13 protein-coding genes are annotated in these 15,229 nt (G+C 57.6%); 7 read left to right on the top strand and 6 right to left on the bottom strand.

The genetic code is table 11. The features are described from left to right. Nucleotides 1-62: 62 nt before the first annotated feature. The 3 genes from modA to modC are packed head-to-tail and all read left to right on the top strand — an operon-like array spanning nucleotide 63 to nucleotide 2,684. Nucleotides 63-863: a molybdate ABC transporter substrate-binding protein gene (gene modA / locus ASB66_RS08770; RefSeq protein WP_060719269.1), complete on the top strand. Its 801-nt coding sequence runs from the start codon at nucleotides 63-65 to the stop codon at nucleotides 861-863. 31 nt (nucleotides 864-894) lie between these two features. Further along, nucleotides 895-1,590 carry a molybdate ABC transporter permease subunit gene (modB, locus tag ASB66_RS08775; protein ID WP_114386390.1) on the top strand — a complete coding sequence of 232 codons (696 nt, stop codon included), beginning with the start codon at nucleotides 895-897 and terminating at the stop codon, nucleotides 1,588-1,590. Next, nucleotides 1,590-2,684 (top strand): molybdenum ABC transporter ATP-binding protein, encoded by a 1,095-nt coding sequence (gene modC / locus ASB66_RS08780; RefSeq protein WP_326492038.1) that lies wholly within the window; start codon nucleotides 1,590-1,592, stop codon nucleotides 2,682-2,684. Before modB ends, modC begins: the two co-directional genes overlap by 1 nt. Before the next feature lie 31 nt (nucleotides 2,685-2,715). Here modC and ASB66_RS08785 read toward each other — a convergent pair whose 3' ends face one another. From ASB66_RS08785 to ASB66_RS08795, 3 genes are read right to left on the bottom strand one after another with little or no spacing between them, the layout of a single operon-like run. After that, nucleotides 2,716-3,114 (bottom strand): winged helix-turn-helix domain-containing protein, encoded by a 399-nt coding sequence (locus ASB66_RS08785; RefSeq protein WP_060719130.1) that lies wholly within the window; start codon nucleotides 3,112-3,114, stop codon nucleotides 2,716-2,718. Then, on the bottom strand, nucleotides 3,114-4,544 hold the full coding sequence (locus ASB66_RS08790; protein WP_114386392.1) for an FAD-binding oxidoreductase: 1,431 nt from the start codon (nucleotides 4,542-4,544) through the stop codon (nucleotides 3,114-3,116). The genes ASB66_RS08785 and ASB66_RS08790 overlap by 1 nt, the downstream gene beginning before the upstream one ends. Nucleotides 4,545-4,579: 35 nt before the next feature. Next, nucleotides 4,580-5,551, bottom strand: coding sequence for an L-threonylcarbamoyladenylate synthase (locus tag ASB66_RS08795; protein ID WP_060719267.1), 972 nt, complete (start codon nucleotides 5,549-5,551; stop codon nucleotides 4,580-4,582). Between the two features lie 208 nt (nucleotides 5,552-5,759). Here ASB66_RS08795 and ASB66_RS08800 point away from each other — a divergent pair, with 208 nt between their 5' ends. Next, nucleotides 5,760-6,830 (top strand): GGDEF domain-containing protein, encoded by a 1,071-nt coding sequence (locus ASB66_RS08800; RefSeq protein WP_060719128.1) that lies wholly within the window; start codon nucleotides 5,760-5,762, stop codon nucleotides 6,828-6,830. Nucleotides 6,831-7,706: 876 nt separating this feature from the next. Beyond that, a complete protein-coding gene (locus tag ASB66_RS08805; RefSeq protein WP_060719127.1) occupies nucleotides 7,707-9,542 on the top strand; it encodes a methyl-accepting chemotaxis protein in 1,836 nt (611 codons plus the stop codon). A 189-nt stretch (nucleotides 9,543-9,731) separates the two neighbouring features. Here ASB66_RS08805 and ASB66_RS26450 read toward each other — a convergent pair whose 3' ends face one another. From ASB66_RS26450 to ASB66_RS08820, 3 genes are all read right to left on the bottom strand, one after another. Then, a complete protein-coding gene (locus tag ASB66_RS26450; protein ID WP_188352616.1) occupies nucleotides 9,732-9,884 on the bottom strand; it encodes a hypothetical protein in 153 nt (50 codons plus the stop codon). Between the two features lie 62 nt (nucleotides 9,885-9,946). Then, nucleotides 9,947-11,038 (bottom strand): DUF2975 domain-containing protein, encoded by a 1,092-nt coding sequence (locus tag ASB66_RS08815; protein WP_060719126.1) that lies wholly within the window; start codon nucleotides 11,036-11,038, stop codon nucleotides 9,947-9,949. 15 nt (nucleotides 11,039-11,053) lie between these two features. Further along, the gene (locus tag ASB66_RS08820; RefSeq protein WP_060719125.1) at nucleotides 11,054-11,677 is read right to left on the bottom strand and encodes a hypothetical protein; all 624 of its coding nucleotides are present in this window, start codon (nucleotides 11,675-11,677) and stop codon (nucleotides 11,054-11,056) included. A 1,134-nt stretch (nucleotides 11,678-12,811) separates the two neighbouring features. On the opposite strand from ASB66_RS08820, the gene ASB66_RS08830 reads away from it, so the two are divergent. Both ASB66_RS08830 and ASB66_RS08835 read left to right on the top strand, forming a co-directional pair. Then, nucleotides 12,812-14,068, top strand: a complete 1,257-nt coding sequence (locus ASB66_RS08830; protein ID WP_060719124.1) for an aromatic ring-hydroxylating oxygenase subunit alpha — start codon at nucleotides 12,812-12,814, stop codon at nucleotides 14,066-14,068. A gap of 2 nt (nucleotides 14,069-14,070) precedes the next feature. Beyond that, a complete protein-coding gene (locus tag ASB66_RS08835) occupies nucleotides 14,071-15,150 on the top strand; it encodes an FAD-binding oxidoreductase (RefSeq protein ID WP_060719123.1) in 1,080 nt (359 codons plus the stop codon). Nucleotides 15,151-15,229 lie beyond the last annotated feature (79 nt).

A 15,229-nucleotide genomic window follows, 5' to 3' on the forward strand; every position in this document is an offset into this window, starting at 1 on the left:
AGTCGATATATCCCATCAGATATATCGATCAAAGGGAGCATGAGATGAAAGCGGGTTGGGAAATGATAGCCAAAGCCAGAACAACTATCGTGGATCGGCTGCCAGCAATCCTGACGGCTTTGATGCTCTTCGGCGCCCCCCAGGCGGTTGCCGCCGACCAGAGCCTGACGGTGTTTGCTGCCGCCAGCCTGAAAGAGACCATCAGTAAGATTGCCGATGATTGGAAGGCTGAGACCGGTCGGGAGGTTAAGCTGTCCTTCGCCGCCTCCTCGGCGCTGGCAAAACAGATTGATGAAGGCGCCCCCGCCGACCTGTTCATCTCCGCTGACCTCAACTGGATGGACCATCTCGACAAGGGTGGTGAACTTGTGCCGGGCAGCCGTGTCAACCTGCTGGGCAACCGGATCGTGCTGGTGGCGGCGTCTTCATCCACGGTGACGACAAAAATTGCCCCCAGCTTCGATCTGGCTGGGCTTTTGGGGGATGAGCGGCTGGCTATGGCCAATGTTTCCTCGGTGCCCGCCGGTGTCTATGGCAAGGCGGCGCTGGAAAATCTCGGCGTATGGGCGAGCGTCAAGGACAAGGTCGCGCAGGCGGACAATGTCCGCGCCGCATTGCTGCTGGTGTCGCGTCAGGAAGCGCCGCTCGGCATCGTCTATGAAACCGATGCCAGGGTTGATCCAGGCGTGAAAATCCTTGACCGGTTCCCGGAAAATTCCCATCCGGCTATTGTCTATCCGGCAGCGGTGCTGAAGGCTTCCAACAATCCCGATGCCCAGGCGTTTCTCGCCTATCTGCAATCGGTGACAGCTTCGAATGTGTTCCGCGCCGCCGGGTTTACAGTGTTGACGAAGATCAATTGACAAACGCTGTCGACCTATGGCCCGTTGAGCCATGATTGACGCGCTCTCCGCTGACGAAATCACCGCGATCCTGCTCAGCCTGAAAGTGGCGCTGACGGCTGTTGCCGTCTCGCTGCCGCTTGGCATCGGCATGGCCTGGCTGCTGTCGCGCACCTCCTTCTTAGGGCGCAGCCTGCTGGACGGGCTGGTGCATCTGCCGTTGATTCTGCCGCCTGTTGTCACCGGATATCTGCTGTTGATCACCTTCGGTCGGCGCGGCGTGGTTGGCGGTTTTCTGGATCAATGGTTCGGCCTGGTGTTTTCCTTCCGCTGGACGGGGGCGGCGCTTGCCTCCGGCATTATGGGCTTTCCCTTGATGGTGCGCGCCATCCGCCTGTCGCTGGACGGGGTGGACCGCAAGCTGGAAACCGCAGCGGCCACGCTCGGCGCATCGCCGATCATGGTGTTCTTCACGGTTACCCTACCGCTGATCCTGCCCGGCATCGCGGCCGGTGCCGTGCTGGCCTTTGCCAAGGCGATGGGCGAGTTTGGCGCGACCATTACCTTCGTGTCGAATATTCCCGGTGAAACCCAGACCCTGTCCGCCGCCATCTACACCTATACCCAGGTGCCGGGCGGCGATGCCGGTGCGCTGCGGCTGACACTGGTTTCTGTTGTCCTATCGCTGCTGGCGTTGCTTGCCTCCGAGCTGCTGACCCGGCGCCTGACCGTGCGAATGGCGGGCTGATGCTGGAAATCGATATTCTTCACCGCCAAGGCAGTTTCGATCTTGAAGCCGATCTTCAACTGGGGCCAGGGTTGACGGCACTGTTTGGCCCATCCGGATCGGGCAAGACCACGATGATCAATGCCGTGGCCGGGTTGATCCGCCCCGACCAGGGAAGGATCACCTTCGAGGGTCGGGTCTGGAGCGATGCGCAGAACGGCACTTTCCTGCCGCCGCATCGCCGCCGGATCGGCTATGTGTTCCAGGAGGCGCGGCTTTTTCCACATTTGAGCGTGCGGGCCAATCTCACCTATGGCCGGTATTTTACCCCGAAAGCCGAACGGCGCGAAGACCTGTCCCGAATCTGCGATCTGCTCGGGATCACCGATTTGCTGGACCGCGCCCCCAATGGATTGTCGGGTGGAGAAAAGCAGCGGGTTGCCATTGCCCGTGCCCTGATGGCCAGCCCGAAACTTCTGCTGATGGACGAACCACTGTCGGCGCTGGACGGCGCCCTCAAAGCGCAGATCTTGCCCTATATCGAGCGGATTCGGGATGAAGCGGGAGTGCCGATCCTCTATGTCAGCCATGCTGTCGAGGAAGTCACCCGGTTGGCCAGCCGGGTGGTCACGATGAGCAAAGGCCACGCCTTAAGGGTGGACGCGGGCGAGGGGGCTTTGCTTCATCTGCCAAGGCTCGGCGACAGCCGCCCCGGCAGCTTCCTGCATGCCCATGTCACCGGCCATGCCCGTGAGGAAGGTTTGACGCTGGCGACAAGCCCTGCGGGTCCGCTCTACCTGAAATATGCCGATCTACCCATTGGCACCCCGATCCGCCTGTTCGTCGCCGCCAGCGATCTGGTGCTGGCGACAGGCGAGACGGGTCAGCTTTCCACCCTCAATCGCCTGTCAGGCAAGGTGACGGCTATTTTCGAGACAGGCCCCGGCATCGTCGTCAGGGTTGATTGCTCCGGTCAGGTCATCGACGCCGAAATCACCCGCCGCTCGCTGAGCGCCTTGGATCTGGCGCCCGGCAAGCCGGTTTCGGTGCTGTTCAAGGCGGTCTCGGTGGCCGAGGCAGGTGTTTATCGGCTGCGGACTGAGCCTTTGCGGTGAACCACGGGCCTTGGTATGATGGCCTGCTGTATCACTCAGGTGGCATGATCCGGTCGGCCGCCATTGCCTCCAGCCAGGTGAGATCCTCGGCCAGCGTTGAGCGGATCTTTACGTCCATCATTTGCGCCCGTATCAGCAGGGCCTCGCCGAAGGGTGTCAGGACAGCGCCACCGCCGCTTTTGCCGCCATGGCGGGTGGTGATCGATGGTTCCCTGAACATCCGGTTGATTTCATCGGCCAGAAGCCAGGCGCGGCGATAGGACATGCCCAGGGCAGCGCCCGCCGCCCGGATCGAGCCATGCTGGCCGATCAGCTGTAGCAATTGCACCTTGCCCGGTCCAAGCCGCGCCCCATTCTCCAGATCGATCCGGAACAGCACCTTGTCCGGTGCGGGATGCGAATTGTCGTGGGAAGGCACTGTGTCTGCCATCAGCCGGGCACCACCTTGCCGGGGTTCATGATGCCGGCGGGGTCGAAGGCCTGTTTGATGCGGGTCATCAGCACGGTTTCAATGTCCGGCCTTGTCTCGGCCAGTTCCTGGCGCTTCAATTGGCCGACCCCATGTTCGGCGGAAATCGAGCCGCCATGGGCGCGGACGATATCATGCACGACCTTGTTGATTTCGCGCCAGCGGCCAATGAACTGCGCCTTGTCGGCACCGATGGGCTGGCTGATGTTGTAATGGATATTGCCATCGCCCAGATGGCCGAACGCGCAGACCCGCGCACCCGGCATGGCGGCGAGCACCGCCTCTTCCGCTTGCCGCATGAAGGCCGGGACCTGGGCAATTGGCACCGAAACATCGTGCTTGATTGAACCGCCTTCCGGCTTTTGCGCATCCGACATGCTTTCACGCATGTGCCAGAGCGCCTTTTGCTGCGCCACCGAACCGGCGACCACGGCATCCTCGATCAGCCCGGCCTCTACGCCCTGTTCCAGCACGTCATGCATCATGGTTCTTGCCGTTTCAACGGCATCGGATGTGGCAATATCGACCAGCACATACCAGTCGTGAACGGAGGCCAGCGGATCACGGACATTGGGAATATGGCGGCTGGTGAAATCGACGCCGATGCGTGGCATCAGCTCGAAACCGGTCAGCGCCGGACCGCAGAGCGCACCGGCCTTTTCAAACAGCGCCAAAGCTTCCACCGGCGATTTAAGCCCGACGAAGGCGACTTCATGGCCAAGCGGCTGCGGATAAAGCTTCAGCACGGCTCCGGTTATGACCCCAAGCGTGCCTTCCGCGCCGATGAACAGGTCGCGTAGGTCATAGCCGCTATTGTCCTTTTTCAACCGCCGCAAGCCATTCCAGATCTCGCCGGTCGGCAGCACCACTTCAAGGCCGAGGCACAGTTGGCGCATATTGCCATAGACCAGCACGGCGGTGCCACCGGCATTGGTGGCGAGATTGCCGCCGATCCGGCAGGAGCCTTCCGAACCGAGCGACAGCGGAAACAGCCGGTTGACATCATTCGCCGCCTTCTGGATGTCGGCCAGAATGCAGCCCGCGTCGGCGACGATCACATTGCCGACTGGATCGACCTCGCGCACCGTGTTCATCCGCTCCAGCGATAGCAGGATATCGCTGGAATTGTCGCGTGGCACCTGGCCGCCGACCAGGCCGGTACCGCCGCTGACCGGCACGATCGGGCTTTTCGTTTCGCTGGCCAGCGCGAGGATTCTGGAAACCTCTTCGGTCGAGCCGGGCTTCAGCACCAACGGCGAAGCGCCGTGGTAAAGGCCGCGGTTTTCGGTGAGATAGGGTGTGATATCAGCCTGATCGGTCAAGGCATTTGCGGGGCCGACAATGGCGATGAACCGCTCGAGCAGGGCGGCGGAAAGGGGCATGTCAGTCATGGCGTTTCGTCCTTGTATTCTATCGCCGCACACCATCACCGTGGCGCAGCGGCCCGCTCCAGCCGGTCGTTGATTGCATCTCCCAGCCCATGGGTGGGAATGGCGGTGAAGGCGATGCGGGCAGCACCGCTGGCATCGGCCCGCTTCATGAAGCTGAACAGATTGGCGGCGGCCTCGGCGAGGTCGCCATCCGCACTCAAATTGAGCACGAGGGCAGCCTTTTCAAGCCCTTGAGGGACGGCAGAGCCAAAAGTGATCACGGCCTCATCGGCAAAAACCGAGGTCGCATTCAGCCGCACCGCCGCCTCCGGGGCATAATGGGAGGCCAACATGCCCGGCGCCTCGATGATTGCACCCGATTTTTGCGGGCGGATCACCCGCAAACCGGTCGCGTCTTCCACCGCCTCCACCGAAAGCCCGCCGGGGCGCAGCAGCCGGACCTGGCCGTCTTCCACCTTCAGGATGGTGGATTCAACCCCGACGCCTGCCGCCTCGGCATCGAGGATCAGCGGGATTTTCGCCCCGAGATCCTCTTCGACATGGGCAGCGGTTGTCGGACTGATCTTACCCGAGGTATTGGCGCTTGGGGCGGCCAGCGGCTTGCCGAAGGCGGCGATCAGCGTGGCGGCAAAGCCTAGAGGCATGCGCAGGCCAACCGTGTCCAGCCCGGCCGTTGCCAAGGGGTGAATGGCGCAGCCTGGGGCGAGCGGCACAATCAGTGTCAACGGCCCCGGCCAGAACCGCTCCGCCAGTTGCCGCGACAGGGGATCGAAGACGCCGTAGCGCTCGGCCATGGCAAGATCGGCGACATGGCAGATCAGCGGATTGAATTGCGGGCGGCCTTTGGTCTCGTAAATCCGGGTAATGGCCTGCGGATTGGTGGCATCCGCCGCCAGCCCATAGACGGTCTCGGTCGGCATGGCGATCACCTCGCCAGCCTCAAGCAAAGGCAGCGCGGCGCGGATGGCCGGTTCCGGGGATGTGATGACTGAGAGGAGCTGTGCCATGCCTGCCTGATTGCCGCTGTTTCCCTGGTGAAATAGCCTGACGTCGCCCGTGGCGCAAACGACTTTTACCAATGCACCACCGTCTTCATCCATGGCTTTTCACAGTCTCTTCACCAATCCATAAAATTTTAAATACAGCCGTAACCGAAAGAAAGAAGTGTCGCGCTACTGTGCCACCAATCAATGATTCGATGTGGGGAAGCATCCGATGCAGCCTATGAAAAATCCGGCCTCCAGCATTGCGCTGCGTGTAGCGACAGCCATGCATCAGATGGGGATCGAGGGTCTGCCACGCAATTACGAACTGGTCTATGAAGCCTATTCCGGCAGCAACCCGGATCTGGTGCGCGAGTTCATCGCGCTCGGCAAGGTCAAGACCCAGGACGCGCTGGATGCACTTGGTCGCAAATACCTGCCCCATCACCATGAAGACGGTCTTTTGGCCCGCCACAACAACAAGGTGCGCGCCGAAATGAGCAGCTTCATCAGCTTGCTCAACCAGGAAAAACTGTCGCTGACCGATTATGGCCGTCTGATCGGCGATGCCACCAAGGGCATCCTGACCGACACCGACCTTGGCAACCCGGAACTGAGCCGCTCCATCCAGGCGCTGAAGGCCGCCACCGACCAGCGCGTCGCCGAAAACAGCAATGTCGTGAAAACCGTGGTGGAAAAGACCGAGCAGCTCGCCGATGTGCAGCGCGAGGCCGATCAGGTGGAACAGGCGAAATTCGTCGATCCGCTGACCGGCATGGGCAGCCGCCGCGCCTTCAACAAGGCCTTGGCAAAAGTCTATGCCAATCCGGCCCTGCCAACGCTCTGCGGTCTGGCGGTCGGTGAAATCGACGATTTCGCCAAGCTCGCCGATCATCTTGGCCCGACGGTAACCGAACGCTTCATCAAGCAGATCGCCAAGGTGGTGAAGGCCGTGGCAGGCAAGGACGATCTCGCCTGCCGCTTCGACGGCAGCCGCTTCGGCCTGTTGTTCTACACGTCAGACCAGGACGAAATCAGCCGCATCGTCAACGCTGTGCGCGTCAAGCTGAAGGCCACCGCAGTGGTCAATGCCGGCTCCAACGGCTCACTTGCCGCACTCACCATGTCCTTTGGCATCTGCCTTTCCGAACAGGCCCCCAATGCCTTCGACCTGATGACCTATTCTGAACGCGCCCTCACAGCCTCAAAATCTTCCGGTGGCGATACAGTGACGCTCTATGGCGTGACAGAAAACAGCTATGTGCCGAAGGATTGGCTGATCTACAAGCCGCATGTGGTGTGATGTAACAGTCTATCCAATAATCGCCGCTGGCCGTCTGCAAATGGCAATTTCTGCGCTTGCCTGATGCATTCGCATTTTCGAACGAAAAACCGCTTCGCACTTTTTCTGAAATGCTTGTACTCACGTACATTAAGTACGCTCCGTTCCGGTTCTCGAAATCACCATTTTCGCCAGGCCAACAGCAATTCTTGAACAGACTGTAAAACCCCCGCTTAAACGACGGGTGACAGAGCAATTGCCTATAGCATCAGGCTGAAAAGTCGATGTGCCAACCTAAAGTCTGTCAGGTTCAGATTGAACCAGACAGACTTTAGGTTTCTTTGTTTTCGGTTGTCTTTTCGAGAAGACCGGTTGCCAATTTTTCCTGGCGAAACTCTATTGGCCCGCATATTCGCGGCATGTTTCTTCTGTATAGCGATCCGTCCCTTTCAGGGGGTATTCAGTTTGCTGCGCACCGCTCCCGCAGCAAATAACGCTATAAGTGCAAAATAATTTAGCATCTCCTGTTTTGGGTGCATTAAATTAAGGGATGCTTAAGTTAATGTTTCCAATATTGGGTTGTTGCAGATGCATCTGCACGTTTTGAGCGTTTCATGAAATTGAGTGGTCTGCTTTATGACAATGCAGGCACCCTGTTGTCCGGATGGAATGATAGCCAGCCCGCAACAACAAATCGGCAACGAGGCTCTATCGGCCTTGAACCATCATGTGCGTTTGATGATCCGTTTGGCTGGGGGCCAGCGGATATCTCTATGCTGTGATTTTTCTGATTTTGCGGGTCTTTCACACATCGCACCGCTCGTCTGTGGTCGCAGCCGCGGGGGGTAGCTTTTGTCATCATGGGTGGGGGCGTAAAGCCCTATACGGGGAGAGACAATGTCGTTTTTATCAAATATCACCATCGCAAAGAAGATCTACATTGCCTCGGGGCTTGGGGTGGCCATGGTAGTGGGCATGGTTGCCAATCAGCAATGGACGAACAGCACGATCAAGGCAGCGCAGGACATTGTCGCCCGTGAGCAAACGGTTCTCGATGGTATCTCGGCCAGCGAAAAAGCGTTTGTGGAGATGAAGAGCGGCGTACGCAATATCATGCTCGCACCCACCGTCAAGGAGGTTGATGCCGAGCTGGCGGCGGTGAATAAATCAGCCCTCAATGGTCAGAACAGTCTGAAAGAGGCGATGCGCGTTGCAGTGAACGCGGATGCGTTGCAGGCCATTTCGACAGGTCTCGGCGATTACGCAACCGCTTCCATCAAGATCAAGGATTTCGTCAAAGAGCAGCGGGCCCAACAAAGTCAGGACCTCGTCGCGCTGACTGCACGACGTGATCAATATACCAGACCGATCACTTCGAAACTCAACGAGTCCATTCAAAGCGCGGTTGCGGCGTCCCGCAAGGTCACGACAGATGCCCGCAACTCTCTTCAAGCGACGGAAGCGCGCTCCGCGACGATCAATGGTACGATCCAGATTTTGATTGTGCTGGTATTGATCGCAACGGCTTTTGTATTGCGAAGCACCGTGGTGATACCGATCAAGTTGCTGGTTGAAGCCATGAACAGGCTCTCCTCTGGCGATACCAGCCGTAGGGCGGACTTTGGCCCACGGGGCGATGAAATTGGCTTGATGTGCGATGCCGTTGAGGTTTTCCGGGAAGATGCCGTTGCCAAGCGCCAACTGGAGTCAGAGGCGGAAACGAACCGCCGCCTTGCTGAACAGGAGCGTATCCAGACGCAGCTGAAGGCCGAGGAAGATGCCCGAGAACGCTTGATGATTGCGACCTCCGGTCTGGCCGCAGGGCTGCGGCGTTTGGCCAGTGGCGATCTGACGGTTGAGCTGCGCGAAGCTTTTTCGGAAGAGTTTGAAAGCCTGCGGCAGGACTTTAATCAATCGGTGCGCACGCTTGGTGAAACCATGGGCGCTATCCTCGACTCTGTCAGCAACATCAATAACGGTTCCACTGAGATTGCGTCTGGCGCAGGTGATCTTTCTAAACGCACCGAACAGCAGGCGGCAGCACTTGAAGAAACCTCCGCCGCGCTGGATGAAATTACCGTCAACGTGTCCAACTCGGCCAAGCGCACCCAGGAGGCGCGTGCCGTGGTGATTGAGGCCAACAAAGCCGCGCGCCAATCTGGCCAAGTGGTGGCCAACGCCGTCGATGCCATGCAGCGCATCGAGGCATCTTCCAGTCAGATCTCCAACATTATCGGGGTGATCGACGAAATTGCCTTCCAGACCAACCTTCTGGCCCTGAATGCAGGCGTTGAAGCCGCCCGTGCAGGCGAAGCGGGCAAGGGCTTTGCCGTGGTTGCCCAGGAAGTGCGTGAACTGGCCCAACGCTCGGCGCAAGCCGCCAAGGAAATCAAGGAACTGATCCGCAATTCCTCCGATGAAGTGGGCAATGGCGTCAACCTCGTGCGCGATACGGGCAGCGTGCTCAAAACCATTGAGGATTACGTCTCGACTGCCAACGGCCATATGGACGCAATTGCCACCTCGGCACAGGAGCAATCCGTAGGCCTCACTCAGGTCAACAGCGCCGTCAACCACATGGACCAGATGACCCAGCAAAACGCCGCCATGGTCGAAGAAACCACCGCCGCCAGCGCATCATTGGCCGGTGAGGTCAACAAGCTTCGCCAATTGCTGGGACAGTTCCAGATTGGCCGGGGTGCGGGGAATTCGGGGATGTCCTATGCGGCGTGAGGGTGGAGGCGCTAATGTAACCTCGGAGAAGCGCTTTATTCGGCTGATGGTTCTCTGATTTTAATGGCTTAAGGAATGTCCGCTTTGCGTCAAAAGCGGACATTGAACTCGCTATATTGACTGCTCATCCGCCCATTTTGTTTTTCCGGGCGGCAGAACCAGTGATATGCACGATTAAAGTGGACCTCTTCACAGAGCCGACGTTCCGAGCGGATGCCCATTGGATACGATCTCGGCGTACTTGTCGATCATCGACACCAAGTCTTTTACCAAGGCATTTAGTTTCCGGATGACGCGCACATTGGTGATACCGAGTGCAATCGCATTGTCACGAACCAGCACCGACACCTTAGGTGTTGCGTATTGATTGATTAGTTCGCACCGCGTCCGCGTTCCCGCCATGCTCACGACAGGCCAAACAGCGCGAGCAGCGGAAGCAGCTTCACGTAGAGGTTTGATCCCGCATCGGCTGCCGAAAGCGTCTTATCTGCGCGGTCAAGCCACTTTTCGATGAACCCAGAGTCCGGTTCCGACGACTGCTCCAGCTCCTCGCGCGCGTTCTCGATATAGCGGACCACCTCTGCTTTGGTCGTTTCCGGCACGTCGCTGGCCTGCGCGTCGATCACGAAGTCTTTGAGCGCTTTGATCCGTTCGGCCCGCTCATTGTGATTGTTGCCAATCTGGATCGTGCTGTTGGTAGTTGTTGCCGACGCACCCATACCCTGCGCGATATTCTGGGAATTGGTCGCCTTGTAGCTGTCGCCCATGTTCTTTCCTCCGTCGTTCTGCACGGTGACTTGCAGGTATTGTGACTGGGGCGGGGTGTAACTGATAGCGCCAAGTCCGCTGTTCTTCACACCCATCAAAAGCCCTTCAAGTAAATCCGCTTTGATTTTGTGCATTTCAAGCTGTGTCTTCACATAGCTGAACCGCGCCCGCAGCGCCGAGACAATGATCATGTGTTCGGCAGCGTTCTCAGGCATGGGAAAGTCGCTGAAGTCGTCGTCGTCCTTCAGCTTCTGCATGTATTCGTTTACGTCCTTCCGGACGGTCGCCGTGCTGACAGTTACACCGATATCCGCAATGGTAATCTTCATCCCGACCTTGCCGGGCTGGCTGGTCTCCATGGATAGCTCGACGCTATAGCCTTTCAGCTTTGCGTAGTCACAGAAACCATTCATTGCATCTGCAAACATTGGTTTGAATTCGTCCGGCACCTGAACGAAGTCGTACCCGCCGCCTGCTGTGGGGTCTCCGGCTATAGTGATGCTGGTTTGCGAATTGGCCTTGCCGCCCTGATATGATCGCGCAAGCGCCATTTCTTCACGAAGCATTGCTTGCTCTTCGCGAGCGAAAGCTTGGTTGCGTTCATAATTCCGGAGAAAACGCCACGCGAACACTACGGCGATCATTATTGCGAAGATGGTGAGTGCCGGCGATATGATGGAGTTGAGTACATCCATGTACTGGGCGTAAAACCGCGTCTGTTCGTTCAAAAGTTCTCCCCCCCATCAACGGCGCGGTGCGCCCATCATGCCAGTCACTATGCCTATGTAGAAGCCAAGGACGGTCTGAATCATCGTCCCAGCAAATTTCACCTTCTCCTTGTCTTTGCTGACGAAATACAGGACGAAGCAGAAAATCCAGAACACGAATATCGCGCCGATGATGCCCGTGACCAACATCGTGCGCTGGTCGGTGCTGTAAATCTGCTCGGCGTCCTCAGTAGCGGCAAAGGCTTCCGTTACGAGAGAAGGGAGAGAGAAGCCAAGCTCGGGGTCTTGGCCACGCAACGAACCCCGTACTGCGGCGATTGATTCTTCAAGCTCAACTGATGACTGCTCCAGCAAAGGCCGTAGCTTGTCTGCCGGTATATCCTCCGCCGCGTAGGATTTGACTTTCGCCTGCTCGGCATCGAGACGAGCAAGCGCTTCCTCGAATGGCACCCGGTTCACGGTCAGCGTGTTCGGTTTCGGTGGCGGAAAGGCCATCTGGAAGGTGAAGACGATTGCAGCAATCGACATGGCCATCAGGAGCCTCATGCTGCTTTGAGTAAACAGGGCCTGAAATCTTACCCAAAAGCTGGCCGTTTCCAGATGCTCGGTGACGTCCTCGTCCTCGGAATTTTTGGCCATACTTTCCCCCTGCGGCTGGTTATTTGTACATACTAGAAATAGTTGCAAAGATTCGAGGGGTACGTCATCGTTATCCCGTGAAAAAAAGCAGCGGCGATGCAACGGCCAAGCGTCATGATAGGATGCCTGTAAGCATACCGCTTCCAGCAAATAAGCGGATCAATAATGCGCGCGGGACGTATGTTTAGTCTTGGTATTTACTTAGCGCCGTGAAATTGATGTGATTTTTAAAATAAAAAGAACGGACGTGGAAAAATAGTTGTTGACTTATTTACAGGTTTTGTATATTGTATAGTTAACTTAGAGATAAGTCGTGAGTCACCGGTTCAAGTCCGGTACGGTCCGCCATTTATGGGCTGTTAGTTTAGTGGGAAAACGCCGACCTTTTTGAAAGCCGCTCACCGAAAGGTTGGGCGGCTTTCCCGTTTCAATTTCCGTTTATACGCACAAATCTACCTGGTCTGTTGCCTCGGTTGGAGCACAGAAAAGCATTCCCTGTAGAGGTGCTAAACATAAGCAGACTGCCGATGCGTCGTTGAATAACGCCCCTAACAATACGCGCGAACGTAGGGAATGTCATATTTGCAGGTCTGAATAACCTTAAAGTCGTCTTATGGGGAATTCGCTCGGCAGGTATGCCCTGTCTCTCAAAGTAGCTAACCGCTCGCGCGATGTTGTCTCCGTTAACGCGGTTCGTCTCTACAATATACTCGAACTGCTGGATGGGGCGTCTAACAGGCGTTAACATATGCGATCCTCCCGATGCGCCTTCCGGCTCCATAAAAAGTATTAACTTAATTTGGCTCTGCTCAAGCTGTCGTTCAAGATAGACCGCAACCGTTATTTGATTGAGCTAATCGTGTCCGGAATGGGCCGAATGCTGAAATCATTCCATGTCGCAATCCATATCTGCGATGTCGTAGGCCAAGGCGGCGTGGGTGGTGCGCTTGTGGCTAGATGGGAAAAAGCTCAAATCCTCTGAAAAACAATGGTTCTGATCCGAGTGATGGGTTAGAATCGAGGTTTGGAGGTATGGGCGGGTTATGAGGCATAGGTCGCGCTGTGCTGTCGCAGGTAGGCGGATGTGTCCCCTTTCTTTCGATGCTCCCGCGCCGGTTGGAAAACGAGGGTATCATGGATATCAACAGCACCGTTCTGCGCCAGCTGAAAAATCGCCGCGAAGGCTATAGTCTGGAACAGCCCTTCTATATCGACAGGGATTACTTCAAGCTCGATATGGAATTGATCTGGTATCGTGACTGGCTGTTCATGGGCCATGATTGCGAAATTCCGCGCGCCGGCAATTATTTTACCGTGCAGATCGGCGATTATCCTGTCGTCGTCGTTCGTGGGCGCGATGGTGTGATCCGTGCGTTCCACAATACCTGTCGCCATCGTGGCCACCGGGTTTGCACGCAGGAGCGCGGGGCGTCGGCCAAGCTGGTCTGTCCCTATCACCAGTGGACCTATGATCTGGATGGCTCGCTGGTGTTTGCCCGCCAGATGGGCGAGGATTTTGACAAGAGCCAGCATGGCATGAAGCCGGTCGCTTGCGAAAGCTTTGGCGGCTATATCTTCATCTGTCTGGCAGAGGTGCCGGAGGATTTCGCCAGCTTCCGCGCCACAGCCTTGCCCTATCTTCAGCCGCATAGGCTCACCGAAGCCAAGATTGCCCATCGCAACACCATTGTCGAAAAGGGCAATTGGAAGCTGGTCTGGGAAAACAACCGCGAATGCTACCATTGCGCTGGCAATCACCCGGAACTGTGCCGCACCTATCCGGAAGCGCCAAGTGCCACCGGCGTGCAGGGCGCGGGTGACGATCCAGTGATTACCGAGCATTGGCAACGCTGCGAGGCGGCAAATCTGCCCAGCGCCTTCACCATGCATCAGAGCGGCCAGTTCCGCGTCGCCCGCATGCCGCTGATTCAGGATGCCGAAAGCTATACGATGGATGGCAAACGGGCCGTCAAGCGCCCGCTGTCGGATGATGTGACCATCTCCCATATCGGCACGATGCTGATGTTCCACTATCCCACCACTTGGAACCATCTGCTTGGCGACCACGCCATCACCTTTCGCGTGCTGCCACTGAGCGCCGAGGAAACCGCCGTCACCACCACTTGGCTGGTGCATAAGGATGCGGTGGAGGGCGTGGATTACAATCTCCACGACCTCACCCATGTCTGGAACATGACCAACGATCAGGACCGCTCGATTGTCGAGGAAAATGCCTTCGGCATCCGCTCTCCCGCTTATGAGCCCGGCCCTTATTCGCCCGATCATGAAGGCGGCGTGATGCAGTTCGTCGAATGGTATGCGAATTTCATGGTCGACCGTCTGGACGGCGAAGCTGCCTCGAGCAAATCCCCCTTGTCGGTCGTCGCGTGACCATGGTGGACAAGATCTATCGGCATGTCGATGAAATGCGGCCTTGGTCGGACCGGGAGCATCTGCTGGAATGCGTCGCCTGGACGCCTGAAGCCCCCGATGTCATGACCTTCACGTTCAAGTCGGACAGGCCGGGCCATTGGTTCCGCTATCTGCCCGGCCAGTTCGTGACGCTGGAACTGCCTGTCGGGCCAGAACCTGTGATGCGCACCTATACGCTATCCTCCAGCCCGTCGCGGCCCTATACGGTGGCGGTGACGGTCAAGGCGCAGAAGGACAGTATCGGCACCCGCTGGATGTTTGACAATCTCAAGCCGGGCATGAAGATCAAGGCGTTCGGGCCGCTCGGCGATTTTTCCTATGTGAAGCATCCGGGCGAGAAATACTTGTTCATCTCGGCGGGCTCCGGCATTACCCCGATGATGTCGATGACCCGCGACATGGCCGACCGCCAGCCCGATAGCGACATCGCCTTCATCCACTGCGCCCGCTCGCCTGACGACATCATTTTCCGCTGGGAACTGGAATATAAGGCCCGTTATCTGCCCTTCTTCCAGCTTGGCTTCATTGTTGAGCAATTGCAGCGCTCCCAGCTTTGGTCGGGTCTGCGTGGCTTTATCGACAAGGCGAAAATCGGCCTGTTGGCACCGGATTTTCTGGATCGTACGGTGTTTTGCTGCGGGCCGGAGCCGTTCATGGCCACAGTGCGGGAATCGCTGGCCGGTGCCGGTTTTGACATGAGCCGCTACCACGAGGAAACCTTCCAGCCGGTGGCGCCCGAGCCGATGGTGGTGGTGGCTGATCCTACGGGCGAGGTGAAGCCGCATAAGGTTGCCTTTACGCTGGCGGGCAAGGAAGCGCTGTGCGAGCCGGGCTTTACCGTGCTGCAAGCCGCCCGCTCCATTGGTGTGCGCATCGGCGCTGCCTGTGAATCCGGTCTCTGCGGCACCTGCCGTGTGATGAAGCTGTCGGGCGAGGTGGAGATGAACCACAATGGCGGCATTCTCGATGACGAAATCGAGGAAGGCTATATCCTCGCCTGCTGCTCCCGTCCGACAGGCGATGTCGAAATCGAGGTCTAATCTTTTGGATCAGACCTGGCTTGTCTTACAGTCTGTTCAAGAATTGCTGCTGGCCTGGCGAAAATGGTGATTTCGAGAA

The organism is Gillisella vitis, from assembly GCF_001541345.2.
Lineage (GTDB): Bacteria > Pseudomonadota > Alphaproteobacteria > Rhizobiales > Rhizobiaceae > Allorhizobium > Allorhizobium vitis.

Bases quoted from the DNA above. Each gene is read 5' to 3' on its own strand.
- ASB66_RS08785 (WP_060719130.1), bottom strand. From the start codon at position 3,114: ATGGCAGACACAGTGCCTTCCCACGACAATTCGCATCCCGCACCGGAC.
- ASB66_RS08800 (WP_060719128.1), top strand. From the start codon at position 5,760: ATGCAGCCTATGAAAAATCCGGCCTCCAGCATTGCGCTGCGTGTAGCG.
- ASB66_RS08795 (WP_060719267.1), bottom strand. From the start codon at position 5,551: ATGGCACAGCTCCTCTCAGTCATCACATCCCCGGAACCGGCCATCCGC.
- ASB66_RS08790 (WP_114386392.1), bottom strand. From the start codon at position 4,544: ATGACTGACATGCCCCTTTCCGCCGCCCTGCTCGAGCGGTTCATCGCC.
- modC (WP_326492038.1), top strand. From the start codon at position 1,590: ATGCTGGAAATCGATATTCTTCACCGCCAAGGCAGTTTCGATCTTGAA.
- modA (WP_060719269.1), top strand. From the start codon at position 63: ATGATAGCCAAAGCCAGAACAACTATCGTGGATCGGCTGCCAGCAATC.
- modB (WP_114386390.1), top strand. From the start codon at position 895: ATGATTGACGCGCTCTCCGCTGACGAAATCACCGCGATCCTGCTCAGC.
- ASB66_RS08820 (WP_060719125.1), bottom strand. From the start codon at position 11,677: ATGGCCAAAAATTCCGAGGACGAGGACGTCACCGAGCATCTGGAAACG.
- ASB66_RS08830 (WP_060719124.1), top strand. From the start codon at position 12,812: ATGGATATCAACAGCACCGTTCTGCGCCAGCTGAAAAATCGCCGCGAA.
- ASB66_RS08835 (WP_060719123.1), top strand. From the start codon at position 14,071: ATGGTGGACAAGATCTATCGGCATGTCGATGAAATGCGGCCTTGGTCG.
- ASB66_RS08805 (WP_060719127.1), top strand. From the start codon at position 7,707: ATGTCGTTTTTATCAAATATCACCATCGCAAAGAAGATCTACATTGCC.